We start from the raw sequence: 20138 nt of genomic DNA, 5'->3' as shown, positions 1-20138 counted from the left end.
AATGGCTGAAACAGGCTTTAAAAAATGGATCATCACAATAACTGTGATCACAGCTTCTTTATTGGAGCTGATTGATACCACTATTGTGAACGTTTCGTTGCCCAAAATACAGGGTAACCTTGGCGCAACCCTCGAGGATGTGGCCTGGGTGGTTACCGGGTATGCCGTGGCAAACGTAATTATACTGCCCATGTCGGGCTGGCTGGGTAGCAAATTCGGGCGGAAAAACTACTTCATTACGTCAATAATTGTATTTACCATAGCATCGTTTTTATGCGGTAATGCAACCAGCCTTAATGAGCTTGTACTATTCCGTATTCTGCAGGGCTTGGCAGGTGGTGGTTTAATATCAACATCGCAGGCTATTTTGATAGAAACCTGGCCCCGTGAACAAATTGGCACCGCTACAGCCCTGTTTGGTTTAGGCGCGGTAGTAGGTCCAACCGTAGGGCCAACTATTGGCGGCTACATTACCGAGCACATGAACTGGCGCTGGATATTTTATGTAAATATACCCGTGGGTGCAATGGCCGCTTTTTTAGCCTATACCTACGTAAGGGAAACGCCAAAGGAGGCAAAGGGAAAACCGATAGACTGGTGGGGCATTGCCTTGCTGGCGGTGGCGGTAGGCAGTTTGCAAACTATATTAGAAAAAGGCGAATCGGAAGATTGGTTTGCCACACCTTATATAACGGTGTTAACCATAAGCGCTATTTTAGGCCTAATACTTTTTATATGGCGCGAAATGAGCATCGATTACCCGATTGTTAACTTTGCCATATTGCGGCACCGCAGTTTTGCGGTAGGTATGTTTACCTCGTTCGTCCTGGGTTTTGGATTGTACGGCTCGGTATTTGTGTTCCCGATATTTTGCCAGAATTTATTAGGGTTCGATGCGCAGCAAACCGGCGAGATCTTGTTTCCCGGCGGGTTGTGTACCATTGTAATGATGCCTTTTATTGGTAAAATGCTCAATAAAGGCATACCTGCCCAGTTTATGGCTACCGCCGGTATGTTCCTGTTCTTTGTGTTTACCACTATGCTCAGCAACTCTACCCTGGCTATGGGGCCTCATAATTTCTTTTTGCCACTGATGATCAGGGGAGTAGGTATGGCCTTACTGTTTGTACCCTTAACAACGCTGGCCATTGCCGATTTGAAAGGGCCCGAAGTGGGACAGGGAACAGGCTTAAACAATATGATGCGCCAGTTAGGCGGTTCATTTGGTATTGCTACGCTAACTACAATTATCCACGTACGCCAGGGTGTGCATCGCAATAACCTGTTAACAAATATTACAGCAACCAACCCGGCATTGGTTGATAGGCTTAATAACTCGATGCATAGCTTTATGGCCAAAGGCCATTCGATAATTGATGCTACCCGTATGGCCTATGGCGCTATAGAGGGCGCTTTAACCAAACAGGTGCTGTTACTAACCTATGACGATGCTTACTGGATATCTGGCCTGGTGATGTTGTTTTCAATCCCATTGCTTTACCTGCAGCCATTCAGGAAATCAAATGCCAAAATGCCGGCAGACGCGCATTAATATCTGTAACGATAAAAGCCGTTCCACTATTACCTGGAACGGCTTTCCCCAAAAAAAATTAACAATTAAAATTTAATAACTCGCCCCGAGATACAATTGATTTTCAATAAAAAATAAGTGTAATTGAGGTTTGTTTAATCTTAGGCATAAATTTAGAAGTTTTTAATTAACAAACACAAATTTTATTAAGTAATTAAGTATTATTTATGAAAAAAACATGAAATTATCAGATCTCATGTTTTTTTTATGATAAAATATTGTGGACAGTTAAAAAATAACTTTGCCGGTAGCGGTAACCAACGATGCAATACGTACGGCATCAAAAATGCGCTCCTCAGTAGTCGCTAATTTTATCAGCGAATCTTCGTGCGCGTTTACACACATTTCGCAGCCATTTACAGCCGAAACAGCCAGGCTCATCAGTTCAAAAAATTCTTTGCCGGTAACAGGCTTCATCATTAACTGCATGCGGATACGGGCCGGAATCTGGGTGTATTTTTCCTTTTGTGTAAAATGCCTGAACCTGTAAAATACATTGTTTGAGGCCAGCAACGAGGCGCAGCCCACAGCTTCGCCAATTTCGGCCGCAGTAGCTTCCTGTTCTTCGGCGTATTTGGTAAAGTAGCCGGTAAGCGGCGTATTGTTGTTATTAACCGCGATGCTTAAACCCAATAGGGCGCACTCTTTGGCCGTTAAATGGGCCGATGTAAGCGTGCTGGTAAAATTCAACTTCAAATCGCGTAAATAGCGCGATTCGCCTTTCTCTAACAGGGTTAGGCTGGTTGTTCGGTAATCTTTATCTAATCCAATACTTTCCAGTATTTCCTGGATCACTTCGGTGCTTTCGTTCATTTTTTTATTGTTTGAGCTTAAAGCAGAAAGCCGAAGGCTTAAAGCTTTGAAGCGAATTTGATTTGATCCATGTCGTCATTGCGAGGTACGAAGCAATCCCGAACAATGTGGGACTTAGCATGTCGGGGATTGCTTCGTACCTTATAATGACGTGTTTTTAAGTTGCTGATTGTTAGTATTATTAATTATGTCATTGCGAGGAACGAAGCAATCGCGAACTTTGTATGGCGGACTTGCACAGTTCGCGATTGCCACGCTGCGCTCGCAATGACATAGTTGTTGTGTGGCGCTAAAGCCAATACGTCATCCCCGTTTTTTTCAGGATCATCCTGATGGTTACTCGCAATGACGGTCTGTTTTTGACGGTCTATTTTAGCTTTCGGCTTTATGCCTTCTGCTCTCAGCTCATTCCTTGCCTATAAAAAATCCCCGCACAATAATTAACTGTACGGGGAAATATGTTGTAGGGGGAATTAAACGGTAAGTGTTTCCTGGCCTTTTTCCCAGTTACATGGGCAAAGTTCGTCGGTTTGTAAACCATCCAGTACGCGTAAAACTTCTTTAACGTTACGGCCTACGCTTAAATCGTTAACAGATACCCAACGGATAATGCCGGTAGGATCAATAATGAAAGTAGCGCGGTAAGCAATCTTTTCAGTTGGCTCTAAAATGCCCAGATCTTCGGCCAATGATTTTGAAGTGTCGGCAAGCATCGGGAATTTCAAATCGCGCAAATCGTCATGATCGCGTCTCCAGGCAGCGTGTACAAATTCCGAATCGGTAGAAGCGCCAATTAAACGGGTTTCGCGGTCGCGGAACTCGCCATAGTTTTTGTTGAACTCAGCAATTTCAGTTGGGCACACAAAAGTGAAATCTTTTGGCCACCAGAACATTACTGTCCAAACGTTATCATCATTCACCAGGTACTCAGATGTAAGTGTTTCAAACTCTTTACCTTTTTCAAGGCTAACTACGGCCGTTTTAGAAAACTGGGGGAATTTTTGTCCTATCGTTAACATAAGTGTCTTTTTATTATTATTTATGCAAATATACTGATTTAAAAGTCAGCCTTCCATTCTAAAAATCTATACTATATAGATTTTATTGATAGTTTGATTTTTATGGAATACATTTTGTCTATACATGTCAATTTTGCATTTGCTAGGACTTTCAACATCAGCTGTTACCGTCTGCGCTGTCAATTTTTTCAGGGCGTTGCCTGCGGCCGGGCTTTTTGCTTATACTGCACGAGCATTAGCCACAGGCCGGTATCCGCGTCAATCCCTAACGCTTTTGTCTGAACCCGGATTAAACAGATTTATCTGATTCTTTGGATTTTTTTTCTCGTCTCGTCCTGAAAAAAGTCTCGTCCTGGAAAAGGTTTACACTTTTCTTTAACCCTATTAGTTGTTTACATTTTGATTTCCGCCCCGGCGAGGCCTCTGATGATCCTTGGGTTAAACTATCCGGCGTTTAGGCCACCCCAGCGGGGTGAAAGCTTTGTAGAAATAAAGAATTAGTTGTTTTGTGCTCCAGAGGAGCACTACCCCGCGTTTCGTTTTCCTATCCCTTAAAGACGGAAAATTTTTCATCTAACAAACTGACCACAATATACTTATACGATACTTCTAACGTTGATAAGAAAACCTGTCTCAATATCATGAAAATTAAACCTTTTCTCATTCTCGCAGCTTCTGCTATAATTCTGGCGGCGTGCTGTATCCTTTTTATCCGCAGTAAAAATCTCTCATCGTCCAAAAGCGACGAAATAGTGCAATATTTGACATCTTTTAAAAAAAGCTTTTCTAATGAGAGCGGGACTCAGCCGCTATTGGATTTTTTTAAGGATGGACGCGAAACCAAGGGCGTTTATGAAACATTGGGGGTGTTAACCGGGGCGCCGCAGGAAGATAACGCGTTACAAGAAGGGGGTTTTAAGGTTGATTTTAACGCGGATAAGGCTACCGTACGGTTTATCAATGCTGCGTTATCTGTGGCAACTGTGCCTGTTACGTTTAGCAAGGATGGTTTAGCTAAAAAATATTCGCAGGTTTACTTCACTGTTCAAAAAACAGGCCTGCATCAATATAAAATTTTAAAACTTGATGGCCGGGATTTTATAATAGCACATCAAAACTATTCCAATTATGTAGAAGAAAACCGGTACCCGGATAAGGAGGTGTATACCCCGGCAACCTTAAGCGCGTTTAAGGACGTTGCAGGTCTGCGCGCAAAATACGATAGTGTTATATGGTTTAGCCACCTAAACGGCAAAAATTGGTTTTATGTAATCAACGGAAAATGGGACTTTTACAAAGCGTTCAGGGAAGATAAGGACACTGCCAAAACTTACAAAATGGGCCTTGTGAACCCGCAGTTTAAAGAAATAATTCCCGTGGGTTTTGATGTGGTACATAATATAGGCGGAACCGTGCCCAACCTCGTTGAGGTAGAAAAAGATCACAAACGGGGGCTTTATGATCTATCGGGGAAGGTAATAGCACCGGTTGAATATGACCAGATCATGGCCGTTAAAAACGGCAGATACCTGGCTGCTTTAAAAAAGGACGACCACTTTTACTGGCTCAGAAAAGATTATACCATTTCCGATAAAGCCGACCTTCGGATAACAGATCTGTTAACCCAACTTAAACAGGCACCCCCTTTTACAGTAACCAAAAACCCGGGCAATGATGTAACCGAGTTTAATTCGCGGCGCATGCATGGGAGTATTTATATACCGCCATCATACCTTGTCGACCTGGGGTTAATACCTACCATAAAGGTGTTTGAAAACCCATTGAGGCGAAATGTTTTTGCATTTGGCGCAAGCCGCAGCTACAGGGTTGAAAGGGACGGTAAAGCTGCTGCGAAAGTTAACGGTGGCGGCAATTGGCTGCTGAGTTTATTTTACACCATAAAAAACCATTACATTGATGGCCGTTCGGGCTTATACACAGCCAAAAACCTGGTAATCATTGATAAAAAGCGGAATAAAGCTTACGGTTCGTCTGTAATTAATGCAGTGTCTGATAATGAGGGAGAGCCCGGAAGCTCGGCCGATTGTATGAAATATAAAGTAAAGGCATTGAATGATTCGTTATTTGAGGTAATGATGCCATCAAGGGTGCTTGTAAAATTACTTAATGGCACCACGCTTTACCAGATGCCATTTTACCATTACCTGGGCTTAAAAAAGAGTCGCTTGTTTGAACAAAACACCGGCAGGCAATTTGGCTTTACCAAAATAAGAAAGATGGCCGATAGTGACCTGAACGGATGTTACGTATACCTGGTAAAAGCCGATAAGGATAACTGGAAAAATGAGCAAGGCAGTATAAACCAATATGTTTTGCAGTATATGAAAAACGAGATCTATGCATCGTATAACTACGATTTTAAAGATGCCACATGGGCGGAGATATTTGGCGAAACCTTACCCGATTATAAAGCAAAAAATACAAACGTCGATGACTCGTTAACCGGCATCGATAAGTACAACATCAACTTTATAAACAGTAAATTAAAAGCAAACACACTGGCAGCCAAATAAGCGCCGGGAAATAAGGTTAAAATTTGGTTCTATGACGTTTTGTGTGGGTAACGCAGATGGGATGCTGATTAGCTTCTAAGGATATATTTTGTTGACACATCAAGGGCTTGTTCAACACGAATTAGAGGCGTAGCCTCGGCCAATCTTGTAACCACGGGTTTTAACCCGTGGAAAAAAACGAAGAAAACGATAGAGAGGAAGGTTCGATTCATATGAGCAATGCGTAAATATCGATTGAACAAATTAAAAATACTTGGATTTAGATCAAAATATGGGCCGTGCCGATAGCACTCTTTTCGTGTTTTGACCAATCATCCACGGGTTGAAACCCGCGGCTACAATATGTGTCGGGCCGATGGCCCTTAAAGAGAGTTATGTAGAAGCTAATTGAAATCGATCAACCCATACAAAGTGTCATAGAGCCTAAAATTTCTACTCATTGCTTTTCAAATAATTTAATATCTTGGTATCATGAAAACCAAACCTATCCTCATTATAACGGCCATTGTTTTGGTGGTTGCAGCAAGTTGTTTTGCATTCTTTAAATACAGGAGTCAAAATAAACCAGGCAAAAGCGAGATTGTACACTTTTTAAACGCTTTTAACAAACATATCCAGGCGGGCGATATTGATTCGGCCAAAACCTATTTTGAAGACCAGCAAAAGAGCAAAGCTGTTAAGGTATTGCTAAGCGTACTTACCAATAAAACCAATACCGGCGGCAAGGATAAGCCACTGTTTAAAACGAGCATGAATACCGAGGATGCAGTTGTAAACATCATTAACCAGGAGTTTGCAACGGCATTAGTTGTTACCCGGTTTAATCACGATGGCGTACTTGAAGATCGGTCGACCATTTTATTTACCATTCATAAACTGCAAGGGGGGCAATATAAAATTACCCAGGTGGATGCCAAGGGGTTTGTGAAAGACTATGTAGCTTTTCAAAACAAAATCTATATTAAAATTACCCCTGAGAAGGAAATCTACAGCGCTATTACCCTTGCCGCGTTTAAAGCAGCAGATCAGCTTAAAACACGTTATGATAGCGTTGTATGGTTCGATCATGTAAATCAAAAAACATTCTATTACGTAGTAAAGGGCAAATTTCCGGTTGATTTCTATAACCCTAATCCATATAAAACAAAACACGATGAGTTTAAAATGGGACTTGTAAATCCGGACCTTAAAGAGATAATCCCGGTTGAATATGATTTGATACACAATGTTGGAGGGACTGTAGATGGTTTAATTGAAGTTGAAAAAGGTGGTAAAAAAGGTCTTTATAACACTGGTGGTAAATTGATTGCTGATGCTGATTACGACGATATTTATCCGTTAAAAGCCGGTGAGAATTTAGCAGTATTGAAAAACGGCGGAGACTTTTTTTATCTGAAGGGGGATACTACGATATCTGATAAAATAACGGATTTTAAGATTGCCGACGCGATAACTCAAATTAAAACTTTTGGCGAATCCTATGTTTTATCAGAAAAGAGCTCAAAAAATATCATGGAATATAATTCGCGGGATTGGTCAACCTCGATTATTATATCGCCGTCGTATCTTGCCAACCTGCAGCTATTGCCCCGATTTATAGATTTTCCTAACCCGTTACGAAAATTATCAGGAACCGATTCAGAGGAAATGCAGGATGGCAGCGGGTCGATAGCCGTTTCATTTGATGGTGCAGGTAAAGAAGAAAGTGCTGATAATTGGTTCGAAAGCGTTTATTATACTATTGCCAATGATTACTTAGGCGGCCGCGGAGGGCTTTACCAAAGTAAAAATGTGCTTGTAGTTGATAAAAAGCGCAACCAGATATTAGGCTTTAATGCGGATTTAAGCTTAGGAGAAGAGGAAGATTTTGGAAACCTGACGGGTGATTGCCGCGAGAATTCAATCAAGGCGCTCAATGATTCGTTATTTGAGTTTAAAACCACATCGGATATTGGCGTTGTTTTACATGGCCAGGCTGAAGATATTGACGAGGGGCCTTTATACCATTACCTGCAAGTAAAGGATGGCAAATTTGTAGCATTGGAATCAAAAAGGGTATTCCCTACACAATATGTAAAGCTTGATGATTCATACTTGCAGGCTTGTTACACTTTAGGCATAGGGCCATATCCTAACAGAAAAACTAAAACGGTAGACCATTTGACTAAGGAAATGCTTCAATATATGAAAAATGAGATTTATGCTTCGTATAAATACAGGTTTAAAGCAAAAGAATGGAATGATGTTTTTGACTATCGCTTTAACTCATCTGATACCACAAAAAACGCGAATGTCGACGATTCATTAACCACTATTGATAAATATAATATTGCCTTTATTAACAACAAGCTAAACGAAAAACCATTAAATATTAAAAAGATCAATGCTTTAACTGCCAGATGAGTATTACCGCGAGGCTGTTAAGATACTTTGCTTTTATATGGATAGCCATTTTAAGCCTGGGTACCTTTTATGAGAGTTTTGCGCATAATCATGCTTTCTTTTTAGGGTTTAAACAGGCAGCCATTAAAACGGGCTGGTATATGCCGGCATTTTATTGCCATATTTTTGCCAGTAGCATTATATTGCTGGTTGGCTTTTTCCAGTTTTCCAAAACGGTATACAGCAACCGCAGGCTACACAAGGCGTTGGGGAAAATATATATCTGTGGAGTATTGTTTATAGCCGCGCCCGGGGCTTACGTCATGACGCTGTTTGTTGGCCGGGGTACTGGCGTTTTTATATCGTTCCTGGTGCAAAATACGCTTTGGGTATTATCAACTGTATTGGCATTTACATTTATCAAAAAAGGGAATATTGACGATCATGTTAAAATGATGCGCCGCAGCTACGGCCTGGCATTTGGGGCGGTAACCTTGCGCTTTTATATCCTGCTTTTCCACGTTTTTGGCAACGGGGTAAATTTTGATAATAATTATATCATTATCGCTTTTTTAAGCTGGGTGCCAAATTTAGTGTTGGTGGAGGTGATAAACTGGCGGAATAGAAAATATAACTTGGGTATATCTAAAGGGGAATGACATTCAAAAAAAGATTGTCATCCTGAGTTGTAAAATTTCGCGAAATTCTGAAGGTGGAATGACATACTAAAATAAAAGACTGTCATCCTGAGGTACGAAGGATCTATTCGCGAACTTTTCTATCGGTGAACTTTGCAATCGTTTTTGCATGGTGTAGAATAGATCCTTCGTACCTCAGGATGACAGGGAAATTGAATACGTCAAGGGCCTTTAAAGTATAAACTTCGTGCTCAAAAAATTGCTGTCATTATCATTCACAATATCGTTAAGCAACTGCTTATTGATTTCATTCATTTTAGTAGCAACGAGCGAGCGGATGGAGAATGCCCTTAATGCATCATGTACCGAAAGGGTACCCTCGGCACTATCTTTACGACCGGTGAAGGGGAACACGTCCGGCCCGCGCTGGCACTGGCAGTTAATATTTACCCGGCTTACCAGGTTCACAAACGGATCGATCAGCGATGAGATCTCCCTGGCGTCATTACTAAATAGACTCACCTGCATACCATGCGGCGAGTCTATCTGGTACTCAATAGGCTCTTCTATCGACTCAAAGGGAACAACCGGAATCACCGGACCAAACTGCTCTTCGCGGTATAGCTTCATTTTTTCATTAACCGGGTACACAATGGCCGGGTAAAAGAAGGATGCCACCGTTTCGCCGCCGTTTTCGTTAATTACTTTTGCGCCGTTGGCAATTGCATCTTCAACAATATCTGTAAGGTAGGCCGGCTTATGCGGTTCGGGCAAGGGGGTAAGCTTTACATCTTTGTCCCAGGGTAAGCCGAACGGGAGTTTAGCAACGGCCTCGCTCAATAATTTCAAAAATTCGTCGGCTACATCTTTTTGAACAAATATCATTTTTATGGCCGTACACCGCTGGCCATTGAACGATAGCGCACCCAAAATACACTCGTTAACAGCTAATTGCAAATCGGCATTTTTGGTTACGATAGCAGCATTTTTAGCATCCAAACTCAATACCGCGCGCAAGCGGTTTATTTTGGGGTGACGTTTTTTCAAGTCATTGGCTACCTTGCTTGATCCGATAAAGGCCAGCACATTTACTTTGCCGGAGGCCATCAACCCGGGCGTTACCACAGAACCGCGGCCATAAATGGTATTCACTACACCTTTAGGGAACGATTCCTGGAAAGCGCGTAATAATGGGTAATGTAAAAGCGTACCGTGCTTAGGTGGTTTAAAAAGTATAGTATTGCCCATAATAAGGGCGGGGATTAATGTGGTGAAAGTTTCATTCAAAGGATAATTGAACGGCCCCATACACAGCACTACCCCCAACGGAGAACGGCGGATTTGAGCGACCAGGCCCTCGGCCATTTCAAAACGTGACGATTGGCGGTCGATATCTTTCAGCGCATCGATGGTTGCATTGATGTATTCGATGGTACGGTCAAACTCTTTGGCCGAATCGCCATAGGATTTGCCTATCTCCCACATCAGCAGTTTTACTACCAGGCTGCGCTGCTCGCTCATCTTGTAAATAAAGCGCTCCATGCATTTAATGCGGTCGGCAATGCTCATGGTAGGCCACTCGCCACGGCCATTATCATAAGCTGCAATGGCTGCATCTAACGATTCAAATGCTTCCTTTTCGGTGCAAACCGGGTACGTTCCAATTAGCTTGCGGGCAAAATTCCCATCGGCATCAAAAAAGCCAATTGGCGAGTATACTTCGTTTACTTCGCCATCCCATGGTTTCATTTCGCCATCGCTCAGGTATTCACGCTGGTGTACTTCTTCGGTCTGAAATCCAAAGCCAATCTGGCTTTCGGGCACAAATATCGAAGTTATCTGATCTTTAAAACTCATATTTTATAGGTATTAGATTTTATAAAGGTAAAAAAAGCCTGCTTTTATAAGCAAGCTTTTTTATGGCCGATAAGCAGAATTGCGAAATTTGCAATTCAGGCACTCTCTTTATATAATACCATACCCGCGTGATAAAAAACGCCGTCTTTAAAATCACCTTCGGCTACAAAGCCGGTATCGTCCAGGTATTCAACGTGGTTACCTAACCTGTTATAGTAACCGGTGTAAGCGCTTTTTATATCGCCGCGCGCTTCATTGTAACGGCCGTTTGGTAAAAATTCATGGCGTATATAACCGTCTTTGGTTACCCAAACGCCTATGTGCTCATTATTTTTTGTGGTTAAAAACCAGTTGAGGTTGTTAATTCTTTCCATGTTTCCAAATCGTTTTGTACCGATGCTATTTTTTGGTGGGCCAGCTGATAGGCATCTGCACCTAAAAATAAATTCAGTGGGGCATCGGGTTGGTTTGCAATTTTAATCATCGCGGCAGCCGCTTTTTCAGGGTCGCCTGCTTGTTGCTGATCCATCTGGTTTTGATGCAGATTTTGCGAGTCGCGCACATTCTGATAAGCATCAATCGGGTTTTTAGGCGTGATTAATGATCCCTCGGAAAGGAAGTTGGTGCGGAAATAGCCCGGCTCAACAATTGTAACTTTTATACCAAACGGTTTTACCTCGGCATCCAGGGCTTCAGAAAAACCATTAACCGCAAATTTGGTGGCGCAGTAAATCCCAAAACCCGGATAACCACCAACAAAGCCGCCTATCGAAGAAATATTGATAATGTGTCCTGATTGTTGCGCACGCAGATAGGGCAATGCTTTGCGAATGATGTTTAGCGATCCAAATACATTTACATCAAAGTTGTCGCGGGTCTCCTGGTCGGTTGTTTCTTCCAGGCCGCCCAGCATGCCGTAACCGGCGTTGTTAACTACCACGTCTATTTTACCAAAAGTGCTGATGGTTTTCTCGATAGCTTGCTGTACGCTTTCTTCGCTTTTGATGTTAACGGCGAGTGGTAAAAACGCATCGCTGGTTACGCCTACTGCACTTTCCAGGTCGCTGATGTTTCTTGATGTGGCGGCTACTTTATAGCCTTGGCTTAATAGTTTTTTTACAAGGGTGAGTCCCAGGCCTTTCGAGGCGCCGGTTACAAACCATATATTTTGATTGCTCATGATTATACTTTTTTATGGCGAATTCATTGATTTTAAAATGATTTCACCGGGTGATTATTTGTGTTGATTATCGTGTGGTCTTTTTAGGAGCTATAAATACTTAAAAATCAGTGGCGCAGGTAGTGTTCTCCCATTCGTGAATCTCTTTGTACAGTCCGTCCAGTTTAGTTAGGGCGCGGTTATAGGCATCGCCACCTAATAGCAGGCGCAACGGCGGATTCTCTTCATAAACCACGTTGATGATACTTGCTGCGGCCTTTTCAGGATCGCCGGCCTGCTGGCCGTTCATGCTGAGGTATTTGCAATGCGAATGCCTCACATCTTCATATTCGGCAATAGGGTTTTGGGTAACTGTTAACGAATCGGCGGTAAGGAAACTGGTGCGGAACGCGCCCGGGGCTACTACGGTAACTTTGATACCCAGCGCTTTAACATCCAAAGCCAATACTTCCGACAGGCCAATTACAGCCGATTTGGCCGCCGCGTATACCGCCCATCCGGCACCGCCTGTAATACCTGCTATCGAAGCGATATTTATAACATGCCCCGAACGCTGTTTACGCAGGTAAGGCATCACAAACCTGATTACATTAAGGGTAGCAAATACATTTACATCAAAGGCTGCGCGGGTTTCGGTATCTGTAAGCTCCTCAATAGCACCGCCAATGCCGTAGCCGGCATTGTTGATAACCACATCCATCCGGCCAAATGTTTCATAGGTGTGCTGCAGGGCCAGGGATACGCTGCTCTCGTTAACCAGGTCGACCTGGAGGGGTAAAAAATCAGCACTGTTTGAACCAACGGCAGCTACAAGCTCCTGCTGGTTCCTGGAAGTGGCGGCAACAAGCTGGCCAGCATCCAGTAATTGTTTTACTAAACTGAGCCCGAAACCTTTGGAGGCGCCAGTGATAAACCATACTTTTTTGTTGTCCATAGTGTGTTTGTTTTTGATAAAACAAAGGTAATATGACAGCAAAAGGGAGTAATTACGCTATTCAAACCAATTATTACGAAATTCAAACATTTCTGAACCGGGAGGGCGTAACCTGGGTTTGTTTTTTAAAAAAGTTATTAAAATGCGTCGGCTCTTCAAAACCCAGGCAGTAGCCTATTTCCGAGATATTCCAATCAGTGTGGCGCAGGAGGGATTTGGCTTCGCTCAGCAGACGGTCGGCGATATGGTCGGTGGTGGTTTTGCCGGTGGTTTCGCGGATGGCGCGGTTAAGGTGGTTTACGTGTACCGATAACCGCTGCGCAAAATCGTTGGCCGACCGCAGTGCAAAGCGCTGCGAAGGCGTTTCTATCGGGAACTGCCTCTCCAGCAGCTCGGTAAATACCGATGTTATGCGCGATTTGGCATCGGCATGTTTATACACATTTTCGGACGGCTGGGTTTTAAGGGCGTAGTAGCACAATTCGGTAACGTAATTGCGGATCAGCTCATATTTGAAAGCATAATCGGTACTAATTTCGTCCGTCATTTTCTTAAATAAGCCCGTAACGTATTCGTCCTGAGCCCGGTCAAGCTGATATACCGGTTTGGCGTTAAGCCCGAACATGGGCAGTTCGCTCAAGCCATTGCGAAACCGCTCCACAAAAAACTCTTCGGTAAAAATGCAGAAAAAACCCGTGCGGTCGTCGCTCATGTGCTCAAACGTATAGGGCACAAGCGGACTAAAAAACATCAGCGAGGTGCCCGACAGCGTAATGCTCTTATCCGCATAATGGATAATATTTTCACCCCGCATCAGGCTTATTTTATAAAAGCTCCGGCGGCTGTAGGTAACCGGTTTGGCATTGGGGCCAATACAATCCTCAATTTTAAAAACATTAAAATGACCTATGTTTTGCTGCAGGTTATTGGGCAGCCAGTCAAATTTGTTTTTGTAAAAATCTTCAAGTGTTTCGGTAGTCATAATCAAAATTACAAAATTCAAACCACATGTCAAGTGGTGATTTTACTGTTCCGGCTTGGCAGCGACATTTTTCTTGTATTTTTTTACAATTTTCAGGTAATTTATAGTCACTTTTTGAACAATAATTTTCAAAAAAAATTAACTTTTATACAAAAAATTAAAACTCCACTTCTTTTACGTCGTCGCGGTGTGGTTTCCGAAATTTTGCAGCGCTTTTTTTGATGTAGGTAAAAATATCATAGTCGCTCATTTTGCGTACCTGGGCGGCGGCGGGCCGGTACTGGTTAATGAAGTGGTATAACGAATCGGCCTGCAGGCCCGTGAGCTGGGCCACCCGCTCGTCGCTAAAACGGCTATCCACATATTTGCCCTCTTCATCGCGGATGAGCGCCTGCTTAAACCTATAGGCATTGCTGTGTTTGTAAGTTAGCAGGGCGATCAGCTGGCTGGGCACAATGGAAACGCCAACCATAGGTATGGGGCCGACAGACGCGCCCGGCCTGATGATATCCGAAAACTTTGGCGGGTGGCTGTTAAAATCTTTGGCAAACTGAATGCGGGTGCTGATGGAATCTTTCACCCTATCGCGCCGGGCACTGATGTTTACCTGCTGCAGCTGAATAGTGGCCTGCTCCAATTGTACAATAATGTCAGTGGTTTTTGACGGGTCAACCGGTAATGCATACCGCTTGTAACCTTGCATCTTTACCCTTAAGGTATCCCCTGCCCTGGCTACGCTGATGCTAAAAATGCCCGCCATATCACTTATAGCGGCCGAACTGCCGGTGCTTATCAGCGCGCCGCTAATGCGCAGGCCGGTTGCCTTATCGGTTACTATGCCGTTTATTTTTTGCGCGTAACCCGCAAGGCTGGTGCAAATAAAAAATATGATAAGCAGGTGCCGCATAGGTGGTAGTGGTAAGTTCTAAGTCGTGAGCCCTAAGTCTTGAGTCGGAAGTTTTGAGTCAAAAGCCAGGCTTTTTGGGGCTTAAGGCTCGCCACCTGGGACTTCCAGCTTAAGGCTTTCGACTCAAGACTCAGAACTTCCGGCTTAGGACTATTAATGAGCGCCTTACAAATATAACCGGGCGGCAGCTTTCCTGTATTGCTTTTAACATCTTTTAACCAATTGGGGTACCGTCTTGCGCGGGTGTTTAAAAAATCAAACCAATCGTCTTTGGGTAACACCTTGTCAATGGCCCTGATGTTTTATGAATGTTAGGCCACTTCACCGGAAAAAATTACCGCTTAACCGTGTTATGCACACGTATATTTATTAAAGCGTGTTCCCGCTTTGTTTAATTCAATAAAATACGTTAATTTAAACACTTGAACCTGAACGAATTTTTAACCCGGCTGATGAATGATGGCGTAGTGTTACTACCACGCCAGATGACTGTTTTCCAGGAAGATGATGAACGCGCCGCGCTTGTATTACTAAATCAACTGCACGATACCGATAAACTGGAAATGCCTTATGCCGCGCCTGCATTTGAGCCCGGCGCTGCTTTATGGGCGGCTAAATTTCTTTTTTACGCTGCCCAATTGGTGCTGCTGCGCGATTTGGACGAAACCGTGATGGCCCAATACCTGCAACCATTTCCCGACGAACAATCTGCCGGTGCCGTTTACTCGGCCGACCTGGTACTGAGGCACCTGGGCAGCCTGTTTAAGCTGAGCAGCGGCATTGCACCCGATGATCCACTGGTTGTCTACTTAAAACAAACCGCAGCGGCCTGGCCATTCTCATCCGTTGGATTAAGCATCGAACCATCGGTTGATACCGGGGTGATAGTTGACCATCCATCGCTCAAATATACTTACCTGGACAGGATCATTGCACATCGCGATATTACACGTTTAAAAGGCATTGCCGAACAAAACACGTTGAAAGAAATTATGGGCATGCACCAGGCCCGGCTTTGGCCGGGTTTTGAATTGCTTGCCCTGCCCCATGATATTATTTTATGAACACAGCTATTACAACTAATCAATTCCCGATAGTAGATAAACTACTGGCGGTTTTAAACCATCTGAAGCAAACTTTTGTTGATAAGGACGAGATTATCGACCTGATGGGCATTTGCCTGGTTGGTCGCGAAAACCTTTTTTTATTAGGCCCGCCGGGTACCGCCAAAAGCGCCACCGTGCGCGAGCTATCCAAACTGCTTGATGGCAAAACCTTTGAATACCTGCTTACCCGTTTTACCGAGCCGAACGAGCTTTTTGGCCCGTTTGATATTCGTAAGCTGCGCGACGGCGAATTGGTTACCAATACCGAAGGCATGCTGCCCGAGGCTTCGCTGATTTTTTTGGACGAGCTGCTGAATGCCAACAGTGCTATCCTGAATAGCTTGCTGATGGTATTAAACGAAAAGATTTTTCGCCGTGGCCGCGAAACCCGGCAGCTGCCCGCGCTGATGGTAATTGGCGCCAGTAACCACCTGCCCGAGGACGAGGCCCTGCAAGCTCTTTTTGACCGGTTTTTGATCCGCGTGCGTTGTGATAACGTTGATCCGCAGCATTTGAATGCCCTGCTGAATGCCGGCTGGACACTGGAACAAAAAAAGGTGACCGAAAAGCCAGCCATCACCGCCGATGAGGTAAGGCAGCTACAGGATTTTACGGCCCTGGTTGACCTTGTTGAAATAAGGCCGCAGTACATCGAGCTCATCCAGAAGCTGCGCAATGCCGGGCTGCAGGTGTCCGACAGGCGGGCCGTAAAGCTACAGCGCCTGATTGCCGCCAGCGCTATCATCTGCAAAAGGCAAAAGGCCATACCATCTGATCTTTGGGTGTTGAGGCATATCTGGGATACCGAGGAACAGCGCGAGATCATCAGCAATATTGTGAACGAGGTGGTAAACATGGACGAGGATACACATGCACAGCACCCCCGCGCCTCGCTTAACGCCTTGCCCAATGCCGATGAATTGTATAGCGAAGTTCAAAAGCTAACGGAGCAATGGCAGGAGCCCGAAATTTCGATGGCCGACAAGTCGCTTATAAAAGACAGGCTCTCGCACATTAACAGCCGCTGCGAGTGGATAGGTAACGAAGAGCAGCGCAAATACGTGCAGCAGCCCATTGACGAGTTGTGGAAACAGATAATGCATACCGCATGAAAGAGTTGATACTGGTAATAGAAAACCGGTACCGGCATGCCTTGGGCACGATCCGGGGTATTCCGGGGCTTAAAGCGGCTATGGATGGCGATAACATCTGGCTCAGGGGAATTATGCCGGGTAATAAGCCGGATATTCAGCTTAACTCACTTCCTGTACTGCGATCTTACGAACTGGATACCGAAAACAGGCTGTTCCCGGCCGGCGGTTTAACCCCTACCGGGATCCTGAAAACGCTCGACTGGCAGCCCATCAAAATATTTATGCCGGTAACTATGCCGGTATCTGCCTTGCCCGGCCAGCTAAACAATAAAATGGAGCTGCGCCTGGAGCGATCGGGCGTATCGCACGAAGCCTTCGCCTTGCTAACCGACCTGGAGGATTGGAAAACATATGCAGATACAGCCCCGTTTACCCGGTTAAGGCAGCTGAGTTTCGCGGTATCATCATCGGGCAAAACATTAATTACCGGCCAGCCTTTGCCGGCCATCAAGGGGCAAACGTACTGGCGCAGCGGGCAAATGCTGCTACCGGCCGGTTATGATTTTAATCCGCCGGCAATTGCATCGCTCATAGCTACCCGGTTAACTGATGATAAGCAGGCGCTGGTATTATTTAACCACGACGGCAACTACCAGCAAGTGCCCTTAACAGATTTTGTACCTGCCAAACGTAGCGCGGTACGCTTAACGCGGGTGGGTTGATATGGATAATTTGACGTTGGATACAATGAAGTATTTTGCGGCCTCTCCTTATTATTTTTGGAAGTGGGCTGAAGGGGGAAAGGTAATTGAATTTAGTAATGGCCGTACGGTTTGCTACCGGGAAGACCTTGTTTTTATTTTAGAGTCGTTAAACTTATCCAGACCAATACCATTTGGCACTTTTATACTATTGTTTTGTGCTTGTAAGGACAACTTTGAAGCGATATATCCAATCGAGGAACTTATTCAGCAGATTTGCCAGCAAGCGCCATCCGACTATGATAAAATCAGGCTTGAAAACCTGGTTAGTTCTACACTATCTTTTTTGCGTGTAGTTAATTCACTGCCTTATCAATACCGGATGGGGTTAAAAAGAATCCCACTATATCAGGCTATTTTTGAGGATAACCATACCGGAGATATGGGAGAATTAAAAGCCCTGTTGCAAAAGTTTAAAAGCGGCGAGCTGGATGATATATTGTTTGCAACGGACACAAACCCAGATGCTGAAACCCTTGTAGGCGACCTTGAACCATTAAGGCAGGCACTTAAAGAATTCCCCACCAAAGAAGCTTTAGAACTCAAACTGCGCACCGGGCTAACCGCGTTACCCGGCAAGGCCGAAATAGAACTGCCTGCGCCGGTACCCGGTAACTTGTTTGATATTTTGGAGGCTGATGCAAAAACCGCGGGCATCAGTATGCTGGCCCGGCATATTATTGGCGCGCTTAGCATCCCTATGCATTTAAGCGGCAGCAGCGATCAATCTGTGGGCGGGGTTTCTGATATCAGCAATCGCGGGCATTATGATAAATTACTCCTGAGCGAACTTGCCCAGGACGATTTGCTGCTTACAGCCCGCCTGGCCAATAACGAGGCCTTGTTTCTGCAACGCGAAGAGCTGCCCGTAAACAATAGCCAGGAATGGCACATTCTGCTGGATACCACTTTAAAAATGTGGGGGCTGCCCCGTATATTCGGTTTGGCGGCCGGACTGGCTTTTAGCGAAGGCCGCAAAAAAAAGGAGGCCATGAATGCCTGGGCATTAGGCGGCAAACAAGCCACAGCAATAGATCTGCATAGCAAGGAAGGGATCATTCAAACATTAGAGCAGCTTGACCCGGCCCTGAATTGCGGCGCGCAGCTTGGTAAGTTTTTAAGTGATCAAAAAGGGCAAAAAGGCAAGTACATCATGATCACAGCGGCACATTATAAAGAGGATACTGCTTTCCTGGCCCATTTTTTACCGCTTAAAGATCAGCTGGATTACCTGGTTGTAGTAGGCCGCGATGGGCATATCGAGCTGTTTGAAACCCAGGGCGGCAGGCATAAGCTGCTTAACCAGGCTACTATCGACCTGGATAGCCTGCTGTTTGCCCGGCCCAAACGATTCTATAACAACACCAACAAATCGGCCTGGCCGGCCATGTTGCAGCACCGCGATTTCCCGCTGTATTTCCCGGCATCCAAAATAAAACTGAAGCCCGACGTGGTTAGGTTTAACCAGCAGCGGGCGGTAATTATTACCCAGGATAAACGCGTACTGCTTTGGCAAGCCAAAGACCGCGGCGCCATTGAGCTGGTTAACCATATAGAAACCGGCGAATATTTTTGGGGCGATGGCGGTGCCGAAACCCTGTTCTTACTGGTTAAAATACCGGCGAATGACTTTGTGCTTATCTACCAACTGGATATTATTCATTATACCTACAGCATGGTGCAATCTGTTCCGTTAAAAGCTAATGATGTGCGGTTTCTCGATAATCTATTCTACATTAAAACGAACGACGATATACCTACTATAAATCCGAAAACCGGGCAACGGGTTTTTATTAGTGATAACGAAAACAGGAGCATGATGGCATTTAGCCACATTAAAGTTACGCCACATATCAACCTCCTTAACCAGGCCAAAAAATTCATCAATAATGGTTATAGCGCAATCTGCTCGGCAACCAATGTTTATGTAAGCACCAATGGCAGGTTGTTTGTTGATCATCGCGATTTAAGGCTCGACCCTACAGGAAACCATTTGAGCTTTAAGGATAACGCCGGCCAGGCCGAATGGAGAAAGCCCTACAAGCAGGAAGCGGTACTGATTGAGCATTTGCCTAAAATAAAATTCAGTAAATTTATATGGGCAAACGGCAGCGAGGCCGTGGTTGATTCCAGGGGGCTGCTGCATTTAAAAAGTGCCGATGCATCCCTGCCCGAGGTAACTATTATATTAATTGTAGATAAAACTACCGCCTGCTGGGCATCTGATGGTATGGTTACCGGTTCTTCTTATTTTACCGATGCCCAACCAAATACCTATATAGCGGCGGGGGATTTTTATGACAACTATATTCAACCTTTTATTGATAAACTGGCCTAACC

General features: G+C 44.4%; 16 protein-coding genes. 8 read left to right on the top strand and 8 right to left on the bottom strand.

Going from position 1 to position 20138, the window contains the following annotated elements:
* Nucleotide 1: 1 nt before the first annotated feature.
* Nucleotides 2-1552 carry a DHA2 family efflux MFS transporter permease subunit gene (locus AC1DXF_RS14255; protein ID WP_477449408.1) on the top strand — a complete coding sequence of 517 codons (1551 nt, stop codon included), beginning with the start codon at nucleotides 2-4 and terminating at the stop codon, nucleotides 1550-1552.
* Nucleotides 1553-1819: 267 nt separating this feature from the next.
* On the opposite strand, the gene AC1DXF_RS14250 is transcribed toward AC1DXF_RS14255, so the two are convergent.
* The gene (locus AC1DXF_RS14250) at nucleotides 1820-2404 is read right to left on the bottom strand and encodes a carboxymuconolactone decarboxylase family protein (protein WP_477449407.1); all 585 of its coding nucleotides are present in this window, start codon (nucleotides 2402-2404) and stop codon (nucleotides 1820-1822) included.
* 473 nt (nucleotides 2405-2877) lie between these two features.
* Nucleotides 2878-3423 carry a peroxiredoxin gene (locus AC1DXF_RS14245; protein WP_090470236.1) on the bottom strand — a complete coding sequence of 182 codons (546 nt, stop codon included), beginning with the start codon at nucleotides 3421-3423 and terminating at the stop codon, nucleotides 2878-2880.
* A gap of 641 nt (nucleotides 3424-4064) precedes the next feature.
* On the opposite strand from AC1DXF_RS14245, the gene AC1DXF_RS14240 reads away from it, so the two are divergent.
* The 3 genes from AC1DXF_RS14240 (at nucleotide 4065) to AC1DXF_RS14230 (ending at nucleotide 8998) form a co-directional block, all read left to right on the top strand.
* Complete coding sequence (locus tag AC1DXF_RS14240; RefSeq protein WP_477449406.1) at nucleotides 4065-5957, top strand: hypothetical protein; 1893 nt, start codon at nucleotides 4065-4067, stop codon at nucleotides 5955-5957.
* A gap of 471 nt (nucleotides 5958-6428) precedes the next feature.
* A complete protein-coding gene (locus tag AC1DXF_RS14235; RefSeq protein ID WP_477449405.1) occupies nucleotides 6429-8360 on the top strand; it encodes a WG repeat-containing protein in 1932 nt (643 codons plus the stop codon).
* Nucleotides 8357-8998, top strand: coding sequence for a DUF2306 domain-containing protein (locus AC1DXF_RS14230; RefSeq protein WP_477449404.1), 642 nt, complete (start codon nucleotides 8357-8359; stop codon nucleotides 8996-8998). The genes AC1DXF_RS14235 and AC1DXF_RS14230 overlap by 4 nt, the downstream gene beginning before the upstream one ends.
* A 210-nt stretch (nucleotides 8999-9208) precedes the next feature.
* On the opposite strand, the gene AC1DXF_RS14225 is transcribed toward AC1DXF_RS14230, so the two are convergent.
* The 6 genes from AC1DXF_RS14225 to AC1DXF_RS14200 form a co-directional block, all read right to left on the bottom strand.
* A complete protein-coding gene (locus tag AC1DXF_RS14225; protein ID WP_477449403.1) occupies nucleotides 9209-10834 on the bottom strand; it encodes an NADP-dependent glyceraldehyde-3-phosphate dehydrogenase in 1626 nt (541 codons plus the stop codon).
* 95 nt (nucleotides 10835-10929) lie between these two features.
* Complete coding sequence (locus AC1DXF_RS14220) at nucleotides 10930-11208, bottom strand: Atu4866 domain-containing protein (RefSeq protein ID WP_477449402.1); 279 nt, start codon at nucleotides 11206-11208, stop codon at nucleotides 10930-10932.
* Nucleotides 11175-12014: an SDR family oxidoreductase gene (locus tag AC1DXF_RS14215; protein WP_477449401.1), complete on the bottom strand. Its 840-nt coding sequence runs from the start codon at nucleotides 12012-12014 to the stop codon at nucleotides 11175-11177. Before AC1DXF_RS14215 ends, AC1DXF_RS14220 begins: the two co-directional genes overlap by 34 nt.
* A 100-nt stretch (nucleotides 12015-12114) precedes the next feature.
* Complete coding sequence (locus AC1DXF_RS14210; protein WP_477449400.1) at nucleotides 12115-12948, bottom strand: SDR family NAD(P)-dependent oxidoreductase; 834 nt, start codon at nucleotides 12946-12948, stop codon at nucleotides 12115-12117.
* An 82-nt stretch (nucleotides 12949-13030) separates the two neighbouring features.
* Nucleotides 13031-13930 carry a helix-turn-helix domain-containing protein gene (locus AC1DXF_RS14205; RefSeq protein WP_477449399.1) on the bottom strand — a complete coding sequence of 300 codons (900 nt, stop codon included), beginning with the start codon at nucleotides 13928-13930 and terminating at the stop codon, nucleotides 13031-13033.
* A gap of 157 nt (nucleotides 13931-14087) precedes the next feature.
* The gene (locus AC1DXF_RS14200) at nucleotides 14088-14837 is read right to left on the bottom strand and encodes a carboxypeptidase-like regulatory domain-containing protein (RefSeq protein ID WP_477449398.1); all 750 of its coding nucleotides are present in this window, start codon (nucleotides 14835-14837) and stop codon (nucleotides 14088-14090) included.
* Nucleotides 14838-15259: 422 nt separating this feature from the next.
* Here AC1DXF_RS14200 and AC1DXF_RS14195 point away from each other — a divergent pair, with 422 nt between their 5' ends.
* Genes AC1DXF_RS14195 through AC1DXF_RS14180 form a run of 4 tightly spaced genes read left to right on the top strand, consistent with a single transcriptional unit; the run spans nucleotide 15260 to nucleotide 20136 of the window.
* Entirely contained in the window at nucleotides 15260-15901 is a 642-nt protein-coding gene (locus AC1DXF_RS14195; protein WP_477449397.1) for a hypothetical protein, read from the top strand.
* Nucleotides 15898-17055: an AAA family ATPase gene (locus AC1DXF_RS14190; RefSeq protein ID WP_477449396.1), complete on the top strand. Its 1158-nt coding sequence runs from the start codon at nucleotides 15898-15900 to the stop codon at nucleotides 17053-17055. Before AC1DXF_RS14195 ends, AC1DXF_RS14190 begins: the two co-directional genes overlap by 4 nt.
* Nucleotides 17052-17759 carry a hypothetical protein gene (locus AC1DXF_RS14185; protein WP_477449395.1) on the top strand — a complete coding sequence of 236 codons (708 nt, stop codon included), beginning with the start codon at nucleotides 17052-17054 and terminating at the stop codon, nucleotides 17757-17759. Before AC1DXF_RS14190 ends, AC1DXF_RS14185 begins: the two co-directional genes overlap by 4 nt.
* A 25-nt stretch (nucleotides 17760-17784) precedes the next feature.
* A complete protein-coding gene (locus tag AC1DXF_RS14180) occupies nucleotides 17785-20136 on the top strand; it encodes a hypothetical protein (protein ID WP_477449394.1) in 2352 nt (783 codons plus the stop codon).
* Nucleotides 20137-20138: the final 2 nt, after the last annotated feature.

This window comes from Mucilaginibacter sp. P2_A5, from assembly GCF_056404995.1.
Note: the sequence above shows the minus strand (reverse complement) of the source record. Positions and strands in the feature narration are given on the sequence as shown.